The following is an 18,960-nucleotide window of genomic DNA, read 5'->3' on the forward strand; positions in this document are numbered from 1 at the left end:
AAAAACTTCTTGACAGAATAGAAATATATGGTAAAATAAAAATAATAATGATTATTGTTATCGATAAACTATGCTTTATTACTTCAGGAGGTTCAAATGAATCATTTACCAATGAATGTGCGCGTACCCATTGAGAAAGACAATCCGTCCATATGCAGGGACGAAAGCCTTTGTATTAAATGCGGCCAGTGCAGGGATATCTGTACGGACTATATAGGAGTCCACAAAACCTACAGGCTGGAGCAGACAGGAGGCCGGGCAGTCTGTATCAACTGCGGCCAGTGCGCCAATGTCTGTCCCGTGTCCAGCATTACGGAAACATATGAGTACCAGGATGTAAAGGCAGCGGTTTCCGACCCGGAGAAGATTGTGATTTTCAGCACCTCTCCCTCTGTAAGGGTTGCACTGGGAGAAGAATTTGACATGGAGGACGGAAGCTTTGTCCAGGGAAAGATGGTGGCGCTTCTCAGGAGGCTGGGAGCCTCCTATGTGCTTGATACCAATTTCGCAGCGGATTTGACCATTGTGGAGGAGGCCAGCGAGCTGATTGAGCGGATAACAAAGAAAAACAGGCCTCTGCCCCAGTTTACAAGCTGCTGCCCGTCCTGGGTTAAGTATGTGGAGACCTACTATCCGGACATGACGCCCCACCTGTCCACTGCCAAAAGTCCCATTGGAATGCAGGGACCTACCATTAAAACATATTTTGCCAAAAAGATGGGCATTGACCCCGCCAGTATCGTGAATGTGGCCGTCACTCCCTGCGCTGCCAAGAAATTTGAAATCCGGCGGGAAGAAATGAATGCAGCTGCCAGGTATCTGGGCATTGAAGGCATGCGGGACATGGACTATGTAATTACCACCAGAGAACTGGCAAAGTGGGCAAAGGAGGAAAACATTGATTTTGCCGCACTGGAGGATTCTTCCTTTGACCGTCTGATGGGCGAGGCCAGCGGGGCCGGGGTTATCTTCGGCAATACAGGGGGTGTCATGGAGGCGGCACTGCGCACCGCCTATGCATACATCACCGGGGAGAAAGCGCCCTCATCCCTTTTCCGGCTGGAACCGGTGCGGGGAATGGAGGATGTGAAAGAGGCGCAGCTGACCATAAACGGACTGGTACTAAACATAGCGGTCATCTACGGCACTAAGGCAGCCTCAAAGTTCCTGGACAGGATGAAGGAGGGGGACAAAGAATATCATTTCATCGAAGTGATGACCTGTCCCGGAGGATGCATCGGAGGAGGCGGACAGCCAAAGGGTACCTTGTTAAAGGGCGATGAGCTGCGCAGGAAACGGATTGAGGGCCTTTACCGGAAGGATGGGGAGATGGAGCTCCGCACAAGCCATGAAAACCGGGAAATCATAGAACTCTATAAAGAATTTTACCAGAAACCATTAAGCAGTCTGGCGGAACAGATGCTGCACACCGCATATAGAGACAGAAGTGAGGATTTAGGAGGAAAGAATATGAACAGTTCAGTAAAATACCGCTGTACAATCTGCGGATATATTCACGAAGGAGAGCTTCCGGAAGGATTTACCTGCCCCGTATGCCGTCAGCCGGCTTCCGTATTTGAGAAGCTGGAGGAAAAGGCAGAGAATCCGGGCAGCAGATATGCAGGCACAAAGACAGAGAAAAACCTGATGGAAGGATTTGCAGGGGAAAGCCAGGCCAGAAACAAGTATACATATTTTGCAATGGTTGCCCAGAGGGAAGGATATGACCAGCTGGCGGAAATCTTCTTAAAGACAGCCAGAAATGAGCAGGAGCATGCAAGGCTCTGGTTCGAGGCACTGGGACATATGGGCACCACGGCCCAGAACCTGCTTGCAGCCGCAGAGGGAGAGAATTACGAATGGACTGACATGTACGACCGCTTTGCAAAGGACGCAGACGAGGAGGGATTTCCTGAGATGGCAGAGCTTTTCAGGAGAGTGGGAGCCATTGAGAAGTCCCATGAGGAGCGCTACCGCCGGCTGCTTCACAACGTGGAGATGCAGCAGGTCTTTGAGAAAGCGGAGGAAACCATGTGGGAGTGCCGTATCTGCGGACATCTGGTAATAGGAAAGAAGGCGCCGGAGGTATGTCCGGTATGCAAATACGCCCAGAGCTATTTTGAATTGAGAAAAGAGAATTATTGATTTGGAAACCAGGCAGAATTCCTTTATTTAAAAGGAAAAGCAGATATTCCTCCGGAAAGCTCAAAAGAATGTTGTGCAAATCATATAAAATGCTTGAAAAATTCTGAAAAATTTAGTAAAATATACGCATAGGCTTAAATTTAATGAACAGGAGGGAAGTTTATGAACGTATATGGAACTGAACAAATCCGCAACGTTGTATTACTTGGACATGGAGGCGCTGGTAAGACAACCGTTGCGGAAGCATTGGCGCTGCTGACTGGTGTTACAAAACGTATGGGCAAGGTGCCGGACGGAAACACCATCAGCGATTATGACAAGGAAGAAATCAAGAGACAGTTTTCTATCTCCACAACCCTGATTCCTCTGGAATATGAGGGAGAGGACGGGCCAATTAAGATTAACCTTCTGGATACGCCGGGATTTTTTGATTTTGTAGGAGAGGTTGAGGAGGCCATCAGTGTTGCCGATGCAGCCATTATTGTTGTCAACTGTAAGGCAGGTATTGAACCTGGTACAGAAAGGGCATGGGAGATGTGCGAGAAGTACAACCTGCCCAGGCTGATTTTCGTCACAAATATGGACGATGACCATGCCAGCTATCGTGAGCTTGTGGTTAAGCTGGAAACTAAGTTCGGACGTAAGATTGCTCCGTTCCAGTTGCCAATCCGTGAGAATGAAAAGTTCGTAGGTTTCGTCAATGTGGTAAAGATGGGCGGACGCCGTTTCACTAATTTAAGTGATTATGAAGAGTGCGAGATTCCGGATTATGTCCAGAAGAACCTGACTATTGCCAGGGATGCCCTTATCGAGGCTGTTGCCGAGACCAGTGAAGAATATATGGAACGTTATTTCCTGGGAGAGGAGTTTACCCAGGAGGAGATTTCCACAGCGCTTAGAACCCATGTAATTGAGGGGGACATCGTACCTGTCATGATGGGTTCCGGCATTAACTGCCAGGGCTTTAAGGTTCTGCTGCAGGCCATTGACAAATACTTCCCGTCACCTGACCATTTTGAGTGTATCGGCGTGGATGTTTCCACCGGCGAGCGCTTTACAGCCAAGTACAACGACGATGTATCCCTGTCCGCAAGAGTGTTTAAGACCATTGTGGACCCATTCATCGGCAAGTATTCACTGATGAAAATCTGTACCGGAACCCTTAAGGGCGACACGGTTGTGTACAATGTAAACAAGGATGCTGAGGAAAAGATTGGCAAGCTCTACATCCTGCGGGGCAAGGACCAGATTGAGGTTCAGGAGCTGAGGGCAGGCGATATCGGTGCCGTTGCAAAGCTGACCGTGACCCAGACAGGCGATACCATGGCCGTGCGCACAGCACCCATCGTATACCATAAGCCCCAGACCTCCACTCCATACACATACATGGCATATAAGGCCGTGAACAAGGGCGAGGATGATAAGGTATCCACAGCACTGGCCAAGATGATGGAAGAAGACCTGACTCTTAAGGTGGTCAATGACGCTGAGAACCGTCAGGCCCTGTTATACGGTATCGGCGACCAGCAGCTGGATGTGGTAATCAGCAAGCTGCAGAGCCGCTATAAGGTTGATGTGACCTTAAGCCAGCCTAAGTTCGCATTCCGCGAGACCCTGCGCAAGAAAGTAAAGGTACAGGGCAAGCACAAGAAACAGTCCGGCGGTCACGGACAGTATGGTGACGTTATTATGGAGTTTGAGCCATCAGGCGATTTGGAGACGCCATATGTATTTGAGGAAAAGGTATTCGGCGGTTCCGTACCCAGGAACTATTTCCCTGCTGTTGAAAAGGGACTGCAGGAATGCGTCTTAAAGGGCCCGGTGGCAGGTTATCCGGTGGTAGGCTTAAAGGCTACACTTTTAGATGGTTCTTATCATCCGGTGGATTCCTCGGAGATGGCATTTAAGATGGCTACCATCCTTGCCTTCAAGCAGGGCTTCATGGAAGCCAATCCAGTGCTTCTGGAACCCATTGCCTCCCTTAAGGTCACTGTTCCGGATAAGTTTACCGGTGATGTCATGGGCGACTTAAACCGCAGAAGAGGCCGCGTGCTGGGCATGAATTCCAACCACAACGGCAAGCAGGTCATTGAGGCTGATATCCCTATGTCCGAGCTCTTTGGATATAATACGGACCTGCGTTCCATGACAGGCGGTCTGGGCGATTATTCCTATGAATTCAGCCGCTATGAGCAGGCTCCCGGTGATGTGCAGAAGCGCGAGATAGAGGCCAGGGCCGCGGCTAAGGACGGCGAATAAAATTAAATATCACAGCTGCCCGGGTTATTTTGGGCAGCTGTTTCCATGCATGTTTCCCGGAAAATGTGGCAAATTAAATATTATATCAAAAATAGTTAAAAATGTTGCAAATGTCACAGAAAAACAGGAATAGTTATGATATAGTAATGACATCAAAGGAAATGATTCAAAACCAAGATAAATAATGTGTTAATTCAAGGAGGAAATGATAATGAAGAAATATTTATGCGACCCATGCGGATGGATATATGACCCGGAGATAGGCGACCCGGACGGCGGGATTGAGCCTGGAACTGCATTTGAGGATATTCCGGATGACTGGGTTTGTCCTATCTGCGGAGTTGGAAAAGATATGTTTTCTGTTATAGAAGAATAAGGTGCAGGCCGGCGCTTCTTCCCTCATAAAACCTGGGAAGAGGCGCCTTTTATTTGATTTACCCCTTGTGTATCATCTGGAAAGAGTTTACAATAAGGGAAGAGCGTTCAAATACTGTAAAGAGGATTTTTTAATGATGGAAGAACAGCAAAACTTATTTAAGGATACATTCCTGGCAGCTGTTTTGGACCAGATGAACACCAATTTCTATATAACGGATGCAGAAACGGATGAAATCCTTTATATGAATAAGGCCATGAAGGAAACCTTCGGACTCAAGGCGCCTGAAGGCTGCATTTGCTGGAGGGTACTTCAAAAGGATATGGATGAGAGATGCCCTTACTGCAGAATCAGGCAGCTGGAACAGATGGAGGATGATAAAGTCTGCGTCTGGCGTGAGACGAATTCCCTGACCGGCAGGAAATACAGGAATTATGACAGCCTGATTCAGTGGAAGGGAAAGGTATATCATGTCCAGAATTCTGTGGACATGACAGAATATGACCTGATTTCAGAGACAGCCCGCACCGATGAGCTGACACGGATGTTAAACCGGCGGGGAGGAAGCGAACGTCTCATCGAGGCGCTGAATCAGGGCGGCCGTGAGAATCAGATAGTGACCGTGGTGCTGTATGATATCAATGAGCTGAAATCAGTCAATGATAAATACGGACACAGCGAAGGGGACAGGCTGCTCCGGTATGTGGCCTCCATTGCCAAAGAGTGTCTTGGCAGGATGGACTTTATGTACCGTCTCAGCGGCGACGAGTTTGTTATGGTATTTTACGGACGTGACATAAAGGCGGCGGACGAAAGCATGAGGCGGTTTCTGAACAGGGCCAGGCAGGAACGAAGCCACCTGACTCAGGCGTACGATGTCTCCTTCAGCTATGGAATCACGGAAGTCTATCCCGGGGATATGGGCTCTGTGGAGGATATTATTTCCAGGGCTGATGAGCAGATGTACATACAAAAGAGGGGCTACCACATAAAACGGGCGAAGCGCAGGCTTGCAGAGGAATCCGGGGACAAGGATGAAACCTTTGAATATGACGGCGGACGCCTTTGCGAAGCACTGTCCGCCAGTACGGACGATTATATTTTTGTGGGAAATATGAAGACCGGGGTGTTCCGGTATCCCCAGGCCATGGTGGAGGAGTTCGGCCTGCCGGGCCAGGTGGTCAGGGAGGCGGCTGCCTTTTGGGGACAGCTGATTCATCCCCACGATGAGGCATATTTTTTAGAGAGCAATCAGAGCATTGCAGACGGAAGGGAAGAGTATCATAACATAGAGTACCGGGCCAGGAATGTGAGGCAGGAATGGGTATGGCTGCGGTGCAGGGGCAAGATGCTCAGGGATGAGAACGGGCAGCCGGAGTTATTTGCAGGCATGATCAGCAACCTGGGCAAGAAAAACCAGATTGACCATATGACCGGCCTTTACAACAAATACGAATTTGAGGGAAATATCAAGAAATACCTGGTAGACCGCAAATGCATGGATACCATTGGCCTTATGGTTCTGGACATGGATTCCTTTAAGAATATCAATGACCTGTATGACCGGTCTTTTGGGGACGAGGTTCTTCGGATTACGGCCCAAAAGGTGGCGTCCATGCTGCCACACAATGCCATGCTCTACCGGCTGGACGGTGACGAGTTCGGCATCCTCCTTCTGGGCGGGGATGCAAAGGCAGCGTTGCAGATATTTGACAAGCTGCAGCAGAATTTCTGTAAGCAGCAGGAGTATGGCGGAAGGAAGTATTTCTGCACCCTGTCGGCCGGATATGCTTCTTATCCGGAGGATGGAAGCAATTATCTGGAACTCTTTAAACGCGCCAACTATTCCCTGGAATATTCCAAGATTATGGGAAAGAACCGGATGACCGTATTTTCCAGGGATATCCTGGCCAGCAGAGAACGGCGCCTGGAGCTGATGGAGCTTCTGCGGGAGAGCGTGGAGCGTGGATTTGCCGGGTTTTCCATCCAATATCAGCCCCAGGTGGAAACCCTGACAGGCAGGCTCCGCGGGGCCGAGGCACTGGCCAGATGGCACTGCGCCAAGTACGGGGATGTGTCTCCGGGTGAGTTCATCCCATTGATGGAGCAGAGCGGCCTGATTATTCCTCTGGGACAGTGGATACTGCGCCATGCCATGGTCCAGTGCCTGGAATGGAGCCGTTTGAGGCCGGATTTCCATATCAGTGTGAATCTGTCCTATATCCAGCTTACCCAGGGGGATTTTATATCCTGCCTCAGCGCAGCTTTGAAGGAAATCAATCTGGCGCCGTCCGGGCTTATCATGGAACTGACCGAAACATACCTGGCTAAGGCGGAGGAGGATACCCTCCGCATGATTGCTCAGATGAAGGAACTTGGGGTAAAGATTGCCATGGATGATTTCGGAGTGGGGTATTCTTCCCTGTTTTCATTAAAAAACATCCCGGTGGATGTGGTGAAGATTGACAAAGGATTTGTAAAGGGAATCACCTCAGACCTTTTTAATGCCACATTTATCCGCTCCATCACAGACCTGTGCCACGATGTGGGCAGGAAGGTGTGTCTGGAGGGAGTGGAGACAAGAGAGGAGTATGAGGCTGTAAGGGAGCTGGGAATGGAGTATATACAGGGATTTTATTTTGGGCGCCCCATGAGCGCCCGGCAGATTGAAAAAACATTAAAGGAATAGGCGGACACAGCGCTTGTCCATCTCAATCAGGCCTTCCTCCTTCATACGTTTCAGTTCCCTGGTCATGGCACTGCGGTCAATGGAAAGGTAATCGGCCAGGTCCACCATGGTAAAGGGCAGACTGAAGGAGGAGGCCTTGGTCTGGGCGGCCAGCTGCATAAAGTAGCATATGAGTTTTTCCCGGATGGTGCGCTGGGACAGGACTTCCACCCTGCGGCTCAGGTTTAGGGCCCGCTCCGAAATCAGGTCCAGCAGATTCTGGGTCAGCTGGTGGTGGTGGGAGCAGGACTTGGTGCAGGGAGAGCTGATAGTGGCGTAGCGGATGAAAAGGATGTCACAGGGGGTGTCGCAGACAACGCTGATACCTGCATGTTCGCTGCCTTCGCAGGACAGAAGGTGGCCGAAGATGTCCTGGGGGCCCAGGCGTTCCAGAATGGTCCTGGCTCCGTTGTATTCGTAGCGGACCACCGAGGCGCTGCCCTTCCCTATGATGCCGATTTCATGGAAACCTTCATCGTAATCACATATGGTCTCCCCTGCCTTGAACTGTTTTGTCCTTCCATCCAGGCAGCTGAGAAGTTTTTTATATTCGTCAATGGAAATGTCTTTAAATAGGTTTTTCTGAAAATATTCTGTCATGTTTCTTTTACCCTACTATCTTTTATGGTATGATATTTAATATCATAATACTTTTTTGTTGCAATTGCAACACTAAAAAGGACTGTCCCCGGCAGTTCCTGCACAGTACAGTATGGCGGCAGAACCAGAGCAGTACTGTATAAGTTCCGATAAAGGAGACTGGATATTGCCTATGATATACGATAACGAAAACCGGGAAAAGGCCTGGGGGCCGGACCCGCAGATACAGGACCCTTACGGGCCGGATTCCCAGCAGGCAGCAGCTATGGAGCGGCGCCAGAGAAAGCAGTTTTCACATGTGGGGCTGGCGGCGGCAGCTTTCATGCTGCTCACCCTGGCCGCCCAGGTGGTGGCCATACTTTTGGTGGGGCTGCTTAATTCCCTGCTGGGGGATTTCATTGATTTTTACGGATTTACGGGGCGGATGCTTATGTCGTCCCTGCCCATGTACCTGGTGGCCTTTCCGGCGGTGGCCGGACTGCTTCAGCTGGTGCCGAAGTGCGGTTCGCCTCAGAAGGAACAGTGGGGATTCGGCAGATTTGCGGCTTTCTTTGTCATTGCAATGGGAATCGGTCTGGCGGGAAACATTCTGGGCAGGCTGGTCGGGATTTTACAGCCCTCAGGGCCGGATTCCGCAGAGCTGGACCAGCTGATCCGCAATTCCAACGTATGGGTCAATCTGCTGACAACGGTTATTATGGCCCCTGTGGTGGAGGAGCTTTTTTTCAGGAAGCTGGTCATGGACCGTCTGCTGGGATACGGCCAGAAGGCAGCCGTCATCATGTCCGGCCTTATGTTCGGCATGGCCCACGGCAATTTTTCACAGTTCTTTTATGCCTTTGGCATAGGGCTTCTATGGGCCTATGTGTATGCAAAGACGGGAAAGGTGGGATACACCATTGGGTTCCATATGCTGTTTAACCTGTTAGGCGGCGTTATCACGGTGGAGCTGTCAAAGGGAGCCCAGGGACTGACCAGAGGGCCGTGGATGATACGGCAGATAGAGCATATCCTGGGAGTTGATATGGGGTGGCTGGTTACTGCAGGCTCCTCCATCCTGATACTTGCATATCTGTTTTTTATGCTGGCCTGCCTTATTGCCGCCATCACCCTTATCATTGTGTACCGCCGGCAGATTACCTTCCATCCGGGACAATGGCCCCTGGGAAAGGGCAGGGCATTTAAGACAGCCTTTCTCAATATAGGGATGATTGTGTATTTTATCATATGCATCGGCCTGTTTATATTAAATTGGTGATTTACACGGATGCTTTGATGTGATAAAGTATTAGCATGTGACAGCGACGGACATGGCAGGGTCAACATAGACCACAACGCAAAAGCTGTGGCAACTACAATAAAAATGCTGGACAAATCAAATATTTTGTTTTATAGTAATAACCAACGAATGTAAGGGGGCAGGCGGAAATCCACAGCCTAGCCCTTTTTCATAAAATCAGACACCAGGAGGTAATGAAATGGTATCATTGTATGACAGCGGTATTTATCTGGTTAACGGCACTGAAATTGTACCGGAATCAGAGAGCGGAAAGGTAAAGGCACTGACCGGCAGGGATGCAGACCAGGCATCTGCCAGGAAAGGGACCATTGCCTACTCCATTCTGGAGGCCCACAACACATCCGGTAACATGGAACATCTGAAGCTGCGGTTTGACAGCATGGCATCCCACGACATCACCTTCGTGGGTATTGTACAGACAGCCAAGGCTTCCGGCATGGAGAAGTTCCCCATTCCTTATGTATTGACCAATTGCCACAACACCCTTTGTGCGGTAGGCGGGACCATCAACGAGGATGACCACATGTTCGGCCTGTCCGCAGCGAAGAAATACGGGGGAATCTATGTTCCACCACATATTGCGGTCATTCATCAGTACATGAGGGAGATGATGGCAGGCTGCGGCAGGATGATTCTTGGCTCCGACAGCCATACCCGTTACGGAGCCCTGGGAACCATGGCCATAGGCGAAGGCGGCGGCGAGCTGGTAAAGCAGCTTCTGAGGGATACATATGACGTGGCATATCCGGGCGTTATCGCAGTTTATCTGGACGGAGCCCCGCAGCCGGGAACCGGTCCCCAGGATATTGCCCTGGCTATCATTGGAGCTGTGTTTAAGAACGGATATGTAAAGAATAAGGTAATGGAGTTCGTGGGCCCCGGCGTGGCTTCCATGACAACGGATTACCGCAACGGCGTGGATGTTATGACCACGGAGACCACCTGCCTTTCCTCCATATGGAAGACGGACCAGGATACCAGGGCCTATCTGGCCAAACACCACAGGGAGGACGATTATAAGGAGCTGGCTCCCGCGGATGTGGCTTACTATGACGGCTGCGTATATGTGGACCTTTCCACGGTAAAGCCCATGATAGCCCTTCCCTTCCACCCCAGCAATACATACGAGATTGATGACCTGAAGGCCAATCTGGACGACATACTGGGCATGGTGGAGTCAGAAGCAGCCAAGGTATCGGGCGGCAAGGCGTCCTTTACTCTGAGGGATAAAATTGAAGGGGGACAGCTCATGGTGCAGCAGGCAGTCATTGCAGGCTGTGCAGGAGGCACCTATTCCAACGTGATGGAAGCAGCCCGTGTATTAAAGGGAAAGAACTGCGGCTGCGACGAATTCTCCCTGGCAGTATATCCGTCTTCACAGCCTGTTTTTGCTGACCTGGTGAAGAAGGGGGCTGTGTCCGACCTGATGGACGCAGGCGCCATCATACGGACTGCCTTCTGCGGACCCTGCTTCGGCGCAGGCGATACGCCGTGCAACAACGGTCTCAGTATCCGCCATACCACCAGGAATTTCCCCAACAGGGAAGGCTCCAAACCAGGCAACGGCCAGATGGCTGCTGTTGCCCTGATGGATGCGCGTTCCATTGCCGCCACAGCGGCCAACGGAGGAAAGCTTACCTCCGCATGGGAGCTGGATGGCTGGGACAGTGTGCCTGAGTATGAATTCGACGGCATTTCCTATAAGAACCGTGTATACATGGGATACAACAAAGGCGACATGGAAAAGGAACTGGTCTATGGACCGAATATTAAGGACTGGCCGGAGATGAGTCCGCTGGCAGACAATATCCTCCTGAAGGTATGTTCCAAAATCATGGACCCTGTGACCACCACGGATGAGCTGATTCCTTCCGGCGAAACCTCCTCCTACCGTTCCAACCCGCTGGGACTGGCAGAATTCACCCTGTCCAGAAGGGACCCGGAGTATGTGGGAAGGGCCAAGGAGGTGGATAAACTGGAAAAGGCCAGGACAAAGGAAGGCGCGGCAAAGGAGCTGGAGCTGGAGCCTGTTCTGGAAAAACTGTTTGACGCCATTCACGGCATTGAGGGAAATGAAAATGTGACGGTCCAGGATACGGAAGTGGGCGGCATGATTTACGCGGTGAAGCCCGGCGACGGCTCGGCCAGGGAGCAGGCAGCCAGCTGCCAGAGAGTCATCGGCGGCCTGGCCAATATCTGCAGGGAGTACGCCACCAAGCGTTACCGTTCCAATGTGATGAACTGGGGCATGGTTCCCTTCCAGATGGAGGAAGAGCCCTGCTTCGAGGTGGGGGATTATATCTATGTTCCGGGCATCAGGAAGGCCCTGGACGGCGATTTAAAGAATATCAAGGCTTATGTGCTGGGAAAAGAGGGCGGCAGCATAAGGACCCTGGATTTATATATTGCGGATATGACGGCTGAGGAACGGGAAATCGTTAAGGCCGGATGCCTGATTAATTATAACAGGGGCAGACACTGATGGGGATGTTTGAGAAAGGAGTATAGGCACATGGTTAAGGAAAGTTTTCTTGCACAGTTCTATGGGAAGTCGCAGAATTACACGGATATCCCTAATAAATGGTATAAAGAGTACAATGTAAAGAAGGGCCTCAGGAATGAGGACGGAACCGGCGTGCGGATAGGCCTTACCAGGGTGGCCGACGTTGTGGGATATGAGGAAGCAGAAGGCGGAATCAAGGCTATCCCCGGACGGCTTCTCTACCGGGGCGTGGATGTCCTGGACCTGGTAAAGGGAAAAGGGGAAAGCCATTTCGGATATGAGGAGACCTGCTTCCTTCTGCTGTTCGGATATCTGCCAAAGAAGGCTGAACTGGAGAAATTCTGCAATGTGGTGAGACACTGCTATACCATTCCGGATGAGTTCGTGGAAATGAACCTGCTGCGTCTTCCGGGAAAGAATCTTATGAATAAGCTTCAGGATGCAGTGCTTACCCTGTATAATTATGACGACGACCCGGATAATATTGATGTGTACCAGACTCTGGTCAAGGGCGTCAACCTTTTGGCTAAACTTCCTTCCATCGCCTGCTATGCTTACCAGAGCAAGGTACATTATTATGACAGGGAAAGCCTGTTTATCCATTATGCAAATCCGGAGTACTCCATAGCCGAGAACTTCTTAAGCCTGCTGAGAAAGGACCAGAAATTTACGTCCAAGGAAGCAAACCTTTTGGATACCATACTCATGCTTCATGCGGACCACGGCGGCGGCAACAACTCCACCTTTACCAATGTGGTGATTGCATCCACCGGCACTGACATTTATTCTACTGTAAGCGGCGGTATCGGTTCCCTTAAGGGTCCGCGCCACGGCGGCGCCAATATTAAGGTGGCGGAGATGATGGACGCCGTGCTTGCGGAAACCGGAGGCTATGATGCAGACGACAAGAAAATCCGCCAGGCAGTGGAGAAGCTGATGGCCGGGGAGCTCTATGACCGTTCCGGCCTTGTATATGGCTTTGGACATGCGGTTTACACGGTGTCCGACCCGCGTGCAGAGGTTTTGAGGGCCTGCTGCATGGAGGTGGCCAAGGAGCAGAAGCATACAAAAGAGCTGGATTTCTACATGCGTTTTGAGCGTATTGCCAAGGAAGTCATGGAAGAAATCAAGGGCAAGGCCCTTCCTACCAATGTGGATTTCTACAGCGGGTTTGCATACGGCATGCTGCGGATTCCAAGGGATTTGTACACCCCTTTGTTTGTGTGCAGCCGCGTTGTGGGCTGGGTGGCCCACAATATAGAGAACAAGTTGTATGACGGCCGTATCATGCGTCCTGCAACCAAGTATGTAGGCGACAATATGGATTATGTGCCTATGTCGGAGAGATAGGATGCCCGGTACTGCCATTCCGGTTTCCTGATACATGTGAATATGTAAAAAGACCTGATGCAGCCATTATGCGGCGTGTATCAGGTCTTTTTGCCTTAAAGGAAAAGAAGCGCTTACATGAAATCAAAGAGGCTCAGCTGCTTCATTCCGCTGCCGGGAACCTGGGCCTTTTCACTGCGGCAGGCCTCTTTGGGAAGCTCCTCCAGGAACAGGGAGGGTTCCTCGGAGGTGGTGAGAAGCAATTCGTCCCTGGCCCTTGTCATGCCCACATACATAAGGCGCCGTTCCTCCTCCAGGTCCACTGTTCCCTTGCCGGTTTTCAGGGGAAGGATTCCCTGTTTTAAGCCATAGAGGAAGATTACCGGGAATTCCAGCCCCTTGGAGGCATGCAGGGTCATAAGGGTCACTGCATCGGAGGGGCAGGAGTCCTGGCCGCTCCGCCTCAGGTCGTGTGCCTGTCCGAAGACCAGTGTGTTAAGCATATCCTCCATGGTCTTGTGAAAATAGGACATGCACACAAAGGTGTCCATGGACTTGTCTGTGCCCAGTCCCAGGCATGAAATCCAGTCCTCCAGAAGCTTCCAGGGCCTGTCCTTTTTTAGCCTGGGCAGGAAAGCTTCTGCCAGACCTCTGTAATCAGCGGAAGGGGAAATGCGTTTTCTGCAGAGCCGCAGCGTATCGCCATCCATTCCGGACGGCTTAAGCAGGGCGCTGAAAAAGGAGATGGTACCCTGGACAGCCGGATTGTCCAGATAATCCTCCCTTCCCGCCACCACGTAAGGGATTCCTTCTTTTTGCAGGCATTGTTCCAGCAGGCGGGCCTGATGATTGGTGCGGTAGAGGATGGCTATGTCTGCAAAGCTTCTGGCTGTGTCCCCCGGGCCGGGTGTCTGGCTGTGGGCGTCCAGCATATCGATGCCGCCCACCATGCGGTTGATTTCCTTGGCAATGAAGATGGACTCCGACAGGCTGGTTTCCGCTGTCACCAGCCGCACCGGACAGCCATGGGGGCGGACAGCCCCAAGTCTGCGTTCACCGCCCGGATTGCGGGAAATGAGGGGAAGGGCGGCAGAGAGTATCTCCGGCGTGGAGCGGTAACCCGTGGAAAGCCGTATGGTGCTGGTTCCCGGGAAATCCTGTTCCAGAAGGTTAAAGCACTGGCTGTCGGAACCGCGGAAACCATAAATGGACTGGTCCGGGTCGCCGATGACAAAAAGTTCCCGTCCGCCCTTATTCCACGCCTTGATAAGCCGGTACTGGACCGGATTTATGTCCTGGAATTCATCCACCAGCAGGTAGGAAAAATGCTGTTTCCTGTATTCTGCTTTCTGCTCCTGCTCAAGGAGCTGCAGCATGTTGAGCAGCAGGTCGTCAAAGTCCATAAGCTTCCGGCTGTCCAGGGCCTCCTTGTACCTGGCCTCTGCTTCCGGCGTCAGAGTAAAGGCGGATTCCTGCATTGTATGTTCCGGCATGCCAGCAGAGCCTTCCCCAGGGGACAGCCCTGCCTTGTGCAGTGATATGGCTGTGAGAAACTGCCTGGACGTACAGGCCAGTTCCAGGCTGGCTATGGTTTCCTCTGCGCATTCCTCTGCCTGGCCCTGGTCTGCCAGGGACAGCTCCATCCCGGCCTGGGCCAGCAGCCGGTAGCAGAGGGAATGGAAGGTGCCCACCTGCATCTGGTTCAGGCTGCGCTTGCCGGGCAGTGCCTGGCGGATTCTCTGGGTCAGCTCCTGCGCTGCCTTGTTGGTAAAGGTCACGGCTGTAATCTCAGAAGGCTTTACACCACGCTCTCCAATGAGATGTTCAATACGCGATACCAGTGTTTTTGTCTTGCCGGCTCCGGGACCGGCTATGACGGCTGTTACCGGCGATACGGATTCCACTGCCTGCTGCTGGTCCTGGTTCAGCACAGGGGCGGCCGCAGAAACAGTCAGTATGCTTGAGACGGCTGTTTCACGGGAGGAAGCTGTGTCTGCATTTGGCAGTCCGTTTATATCATCCTGCAAATCCCGGATTATTGCGCCGGGTTGGTTCTGGACCGCTGAAACGGATTGGATTTGGCCCGCTGTTTCCTGTAAATCCGGAGCCGCTGTCTCAAAGGTCATACACAGCTGCCCCTCCACATTGTCAAGCTCGGCTGACTGGAACAGCCGCATGGTCCCGTATTCGCCGTCATAGCCGGGTCTCCACTGGACCCTGCCGTCCCTGAGATGACGTATGCCCTCTGCTGTCAGGGAACCGGCCACATGGCGGATGTCCTCCAGGGGGGCCTGGCGCAGGATATAAAATTCATTGCCCAGCTCCTCCAGCAGGTGCTCATACTGCCTGGAAACCTTTACGCTGGACGGAGAGGAACCCACGGAAGAAGCAATGACCTCCCCAAGGGGCACCAGGTTCTCAAAGGGACGTCCCTGGGGCAGCAGAAAGTCCTCGTCCCGGTCAGCCAGCTGCTCTATCCGGTGCAGCACTCCCGTGGTCAGCTTCCTGCCGCAGACAGGGCATATGCCGTTATATGCTCTGGCCTGGGAGGGACTGAGGCAGAGATGGCATTTGCGGTGGCCGTCAAAGTGATATTTTCCCTCTTCAGGAAAGAATTCAATGGTGCCTTTAAGCCCCTCGCCCCTTTGTATGGCGCCGTAGAGCCCTGCATAGGACATGGGAATGTCAAAAAGGCTGGCCTCCCTGCCCAGCTTGGCAGGGGAGTGGGCGTCAGAGTTGGAGATGAGCTGGAAGGAATCCAGGGCGGACAGCCTCCAGTTCATGGCCGGGTCCGAGGACAGTCCTGTCTCCAGGGCATGAATCTGGGGCGTCAGCTCCTCATAGCACTCTTCAATGGTATCAAAACCGGAAAATGCCCCGAACAGTGAAAAATGCGGGGTCCAGATGTGGGCCGGAACATAGATGGCATCCGGGCATGCCTCCAGTGTTATGGCCAAAAGGTCGTGACAGTCCAGCCCAAGGATGGGGCGTCCGTCCGAATGTATGTTGCCGATGGCTTCCAGCCGCCTGGAAAGGACTTCGGCCGCTTCCAGGCTGGGCAGGAGGATAAGGCTGTGTACCTTGCGCACACGGCCGTTTTTCTTGTAAATGGAGCTGATTTCCCCGCTGATGACAAAGCGGGGACGGCTCTGGCCCGGTATGGACGGGCGCTGTAAGGAATATTCCTTTTTAAGTATATAAAGTCCCGGCTCGGCAGGCTCCAGCTTTTCAGCCAGCTCCGCCCTCCAGGCCGGATGCGTGAAGTCTCCCGTGCCCAGGATGTTAATTCCCTTTTTACCCGCCCATAAGTCCAGGTGCTCCGGCGTAAGTTCCTTGCTGGTTGCCCTGGAGTAGCGGGAGTGGATATGTAAATCACCAATGTACATTGCGATGCACCTGCTTTCCTTTGATAGTATTATTATAAAGGATTCATCCTAAAAAGAAAGCGGTTTTTTCTGCCATCATCAATTGGACAGTCCCTCCACTGCATCCACGGGCAGGGAAATTGCGACTGCATGTTCGCCGGTTTCCTTCATCACGGTCTCACATATGGCCTTTAGTATGGGATGTCTCAGGTCGGTGGGAGTCAGAATCAGCAGTATGGCTTTTTCCTGGGAAAGGGTCAGGCCAAACAGCTTTTTGCTGGCATCGGTGCCTATTTCCCTGGCTTTTATCAGGGTGCCGCCCTGGCAGCCAGCTTTTCTGGCAGCCTCCATGACCGGCGTGGCCAGGTCGGTGTGGATAACGGAAGCAATCAATTCATAGGAATGGGCATTTGCCATGGGGATATCCTCCTTGTGTTCTGCGGTATCGTTATTTTTGGCATCCTGGTCTCTGTGCCGGCTCAGGATGTCCATGGCGGCGAGACTGATGCCTGTAAGGGACAGGGTGAACGCGATGCCGTGGCCAGGCTTGTAGAATTCCATTTCCCTGCCAAGGGCATGGAGCAGACGGTCTGCACCGGACTGGGTTGACAGGCCCAGGACCAGGTCCTTTTCAGGCTCATCCAGCCCCAGACAGTCCATGACGGCCGAGCTGGCTGTACCGTGTCCCCTGACTGCCAGCAGTATTTCATGGTTGTATGTATGGAATATGGAAGCTGCCCTGTTACCGGCTCCCCGGTTTACGATGGCGGCTGCCAGCTTTATGCTGTTATGGCTCATAAGGCTCCTCCTCTAAATTTATAAATTCCTGGTTCATATCCACCACAGGATGTCTGGAGACAGCTTTTTCCCTGCGGGTCTTCAGCTCATAAAACAGGCCGATGAGCTGGATGATGATGAGAGGTGTCATGGCTACCATGGCCACGATGCCAAAGGCATCGGTCAGGATATTGCCGCCCAGGGCTTCGCAGGCGCCCATGCACAGGGGAAGAAGAAAGGTGGCTGTCATGGGACCGGATGCAACTCCTCCTGAGTCAAAGGCAATGGAGGTGAAGACCGGGGGGACCACGAAGGAAAGACCCAGGGCCAGGGCATAGCCGGGAAGAAGGAAGGCCATGAGAGGCAGCCCTGTGATGACCCGGAACAGGGATAGCCCCAGTGACAGGGCCATGCCGATGGACAGTCCGGTCATCATGGTCTTCTCGGATATGCTGCCGCCGGTTACATCCGCCACCTGCTTGTTCAGTACCTGTACGGCAGGCTCTGCCTTGACAATGTAAAAACCGATGAGCATGGCCACAGGCACCAGTATCCAGCGATAGGGAAGGGACGCCATCTGTTTTCCAAGATAGCTTCCTGCGGGCATGAAGCCCACGTTTACACCTGTGAGAAACAGGGTCAGCCCGATATAGGAATACAGCATTCCCACCAGAATCTTTACTACCTGGCGTTTGCGCATTTTCAGGAAAAACACCTGAAAGAGCAGGAAAAATGCCAGGATGGGGAACAGGGCCGTAAATACCTCCATTGCATATTCGGGCAGTTCGCTCTGGAAAGCCAGCCACAGGTCCTGGGAATTGCTGATGGAAGGAATGGTCATGGGCTCATAGGCGCCGGAAGATGACTGGAACAAAAGACCCAGAATCATGACGGACAGTATGGGACCAATGGAACAGAGGGATACCAGTCCAAAGCTGTCGCTGTCCGCATTTTTCCCCTGGCCGATAGAAGAAAGACCAACACCCAAAGCCATGATGAAGGGGACCGTTATGGGACCTGTTGTCACTCCGCCGGAATCAAAGGCTACAGCCAGAAAATCACCCGGAATATAGAAGGCCAGGATGAAGAGAATGATGTAGCAGACCAGAAGGATGTGGGAAAGGCTCCAGCCGAAGAGGGAGCGAAGGAATGCAAGTGCCAGGAAGAAACCGACTCCTGCGGCAACTGCAAGGATGAGCGTCATGTCCGGCACGGCCGGTGTCTGTCTGGCCAGGACCTGCAGGTCCGGTTCAGCCACTGTTACCATGGCCCCGATGATGATGCATGCAATGACGATGACCGGAAGCTTCTTTGCCTTGGCCAGTTGCGCCCCTACTTTTTCTCCAATGGGCATCATGGCCATGTCCACCCCAAGGGTGAAGAACCCCATGCCTATAATAAGGAAGGCAGCCCCCGCCAGAAACAGCATCAGAGGGTCCAGGGGAATGGGTGCAATGGTGATTCCAAGGATTAATACAATGCAGGTAACGGGCAGCACAGATGATAAGGATTCTGTGATTTTTTCTTTTAGCTTCTGATTCAATAAATTACCTCCTGTTGTCCGTTATTTATGTTAAC

Annotated in this window: 11 protein-coding genes; 7 read left to right on the forward strand and 4 right to left on the reverse strand. The window is 52.1% G+C overall.

The window, feature by feature from the left end:
* Positions 1-96 precede the first annotated feature (96 nt).
* From rbr to FGS84_RS02235, 4 genes are all read left to right on the forward strand, one after another.
* A complete protein-coding gene (rbr, locus tag FGS84_RS02220; protein WP_138306096.1) occupies positions 97-2,145 on the forward strand; it encodes a rubrerythrin in 2,049 nt (682 codons plus the stop codon).
* A gap of 162 nt (positions 2,146-2,307) precedes the next feature.
* Positions 2,308-4,404 (forward strand): elongation factor G, encoded by a 2,097-nt coding sequence (locus tag FGS84_RS02225; RefSeq protein WP_138306097.1) that lies wholly within the window; start codon positions 2,308-2,310, stop codon positions 4,402-4,404.
* A 211-nt stretch (positions 4,405-4,615) separates the two neighbouring features.
* Complete coding sequence (rd, locus tag FGS84_RS02230) at positions 4,616-4,780, forward strand: rubredoxin (RefSeq protein ID WP_138306098.1); 165 nt, start codon at positions 4,616-4,618, stop codon at positions 4,778-4,780.
* 133 nt (positions 4,781-4,913) lie between these two features.
* Complete coding sequence (locus FGS84_RS02235) at positions 4,914-7,469, forward strand: EAL domain-containing protein (protein WP_347563768.1); 2,556 nt, start codon at positions 4,914-4,916, stop codon at positions 7,467-7,469.
* Here the strand turns inward: FGS84_RS02235 and FGS84_RS02240 are convergent.
* A complete protein-coding gene (locus FGS84_RS02240) occupies positions 7,458-8,108 on the reverse strand; it encodes a Crp/Fnr family transcriptional regulator (protein WP_138306099.1) in 651 nt (216 codons plus the stop codon). The two genes, FGS84_RS02235 and FGS84_RS02240, sit on opposite strands and share 12 nt — an antisense overlap.
* Before the next feature lie 172 nt (positions 8,109-8,280).
* Here FGS84_RS02240 and FGS84_RS02245 point away from each other — a divergent pair, with 172 nt between their 5' ends.
* From FGS84_RS02245 to FGS84_RS02255, 3 genes are all read left to right on the forward strand, one after another.
* The gene (locus FGS84_RS02245; RefSeq protein WP_138306100.1) at positions 8,281-9,366 is read left to right on the forward strand and encodes a type II CAAX endopeptidase family protein; all 1,086 of its coding nucleotides are present in this window, start codon (positions 8,281-8,283) and stop codon (positions 9,364-9,366) included.
* Positions 9,367-9,586: 220 nt separating this feature from the next.
* Positions 9,587-11,890: a hydratase gene (locus FGS84_RS02250; RefSeq protein WP_138306101.1), complete on the forward strand. Its 2,304-nt coding sequence runs from the start codon at positions 9,587-9,589 to the stop codon at positions 11,888-11,890.
* Positions 11,891-11,920: 30 nt separating this feature from the next.
* Positions 11,921-13,261, forward strand: coding sequence for a citrate synthase (locus tag FGS84_RS02255; protein ID WP_138306102.1), 1,341 nt, complete (start codon positions 11,921-11,923; stop codon positions 13,259-13,261).
* Between the two features lie 113 nt (positions 13,262-13,374).
* On the opposite strand, the gene FGS84_RS02260 is transcribed toward FGS84_RS02255, so the two are convergent.
* From FGS84_RS02260 to FGS84_RS02270, 3 genes are all read right to left on the reverse strand, one after another.
* Positions 13,375-16,626 carry a UvrD-helicase domain-containing protein gene (locus FGS84_RS02260; protein WP_138306103.1) on the reverse strand — a complete coding sequence of 1,084 codons (3,252 nt, stop codon included), beginning with the start codon at positions 16,624-16,626 and terminating at the stop codon, positions 13,375-13,377.
* A 78-nt stretch (positions 16,627-16,704) separates the two neighbouring features.
* Positions 16,705-17,403 (reverse strand): hypothetical protein, encoded by a 699-nt coding sequence (locus FGS84_RS02265; protein WP_138306104.1) that lies wholly within the window; start codon positions 17,401-17,403, stop codon positions 16,705-16,707.
* Positions 17,393-18,925: a DUF1538 domain-containing protein gene (locus FGS84_RS02270; RefSeq protein WP_138306105.1), complete on the reverse strand. Its 1,533-nt coding sequence runs from the start codon at positions 18,923-18,925 to the stop codon at positions 17,393-17,395. Before FGS84_RS02270 ends, FGS84_RS02265 begins: the two co-directional genes overlap by 11 nt.
* Positions 18,926-18,960: the final 35 nt, after the last annotated feature.

The organism is Clostridium sp. 1001271st1 H5 (genome assembly GCF_005845215.1).
Classification (GTDB): domain Bacteria; phylum Bacillota; class Clostridia; order Lachnospirales; family Lachnospiraceae; genus Enterocloster.

Bases quoted from the DNA above. Each gene is read 5' to 3' on its own strand.
- FGS84_RS02235 (WP_347563768.1), top strand. From the start codon at position 4,914: ATGATGGAAGAACAGCAAAACTTATTTAAGGATACATTCCTGGCAGCT.
- FGS84_RS02255 (WP_138306102.1), top strand. From the start codon at position 11,921: ATGGTTAAGGAAAGTTTTCTTGCACAGTTCTATGGGAAGTCGCAGAAT.
- FGS84_RS02240 (WP_138306099.1), bottom strand. From the start codon at position 8,108: ATGACAGAATATTTTCAGAAAAACCTATTTAAAGACATTTCCATTGAC.
- FGS84_RS02245 (WP_138306100.1), top strand. From the start codon at position 8,281: ATGATATACGATAACGAAAACCGGGAAAAGGCCTGGGGGCCGGACCCG.
- rd (WP_138306098.1), top strand. From the start codon at position 4,616: ATGAAGAAATATTTATGCGACCCATGCGGATGGATATATGACCCGGAG.
- FGS84_RS02250 (WP_138306101.1), top strand. From the start codon at position 9,587: ATGGTATCATTGTATGACAGCGGTATTTATCTGGTTAACGGCACTGAA.
- FGS84_RS02260 (WP_138306103.1), bottom strand. From the start codon at position 16,626: ATGTACATTGGTGATTTACATATCCACTCCCGCTACTCCAGGGCAACC.
- FGS84_RS02265 (WP_138306104.1), bottom strand. From the start codon at position 17,403: ATGAGCCATAACAGCATAAAGCTGGCAGCCGCCATCGTAAACCGGGGA.
- FGS84_RS02225 (WP_138306097.1), top strand. From the start codon at position 2,308: ATGAACGTATATGGAACTGAACAAATCCGCAACGTTGTATTACTTGGA.
- rbr (WP_138306096.1), top strand. From the start codon at position 97: ATGAATCATTTACCAATGAATGTGCGCGTACCCATTGAGAAAGACAAT.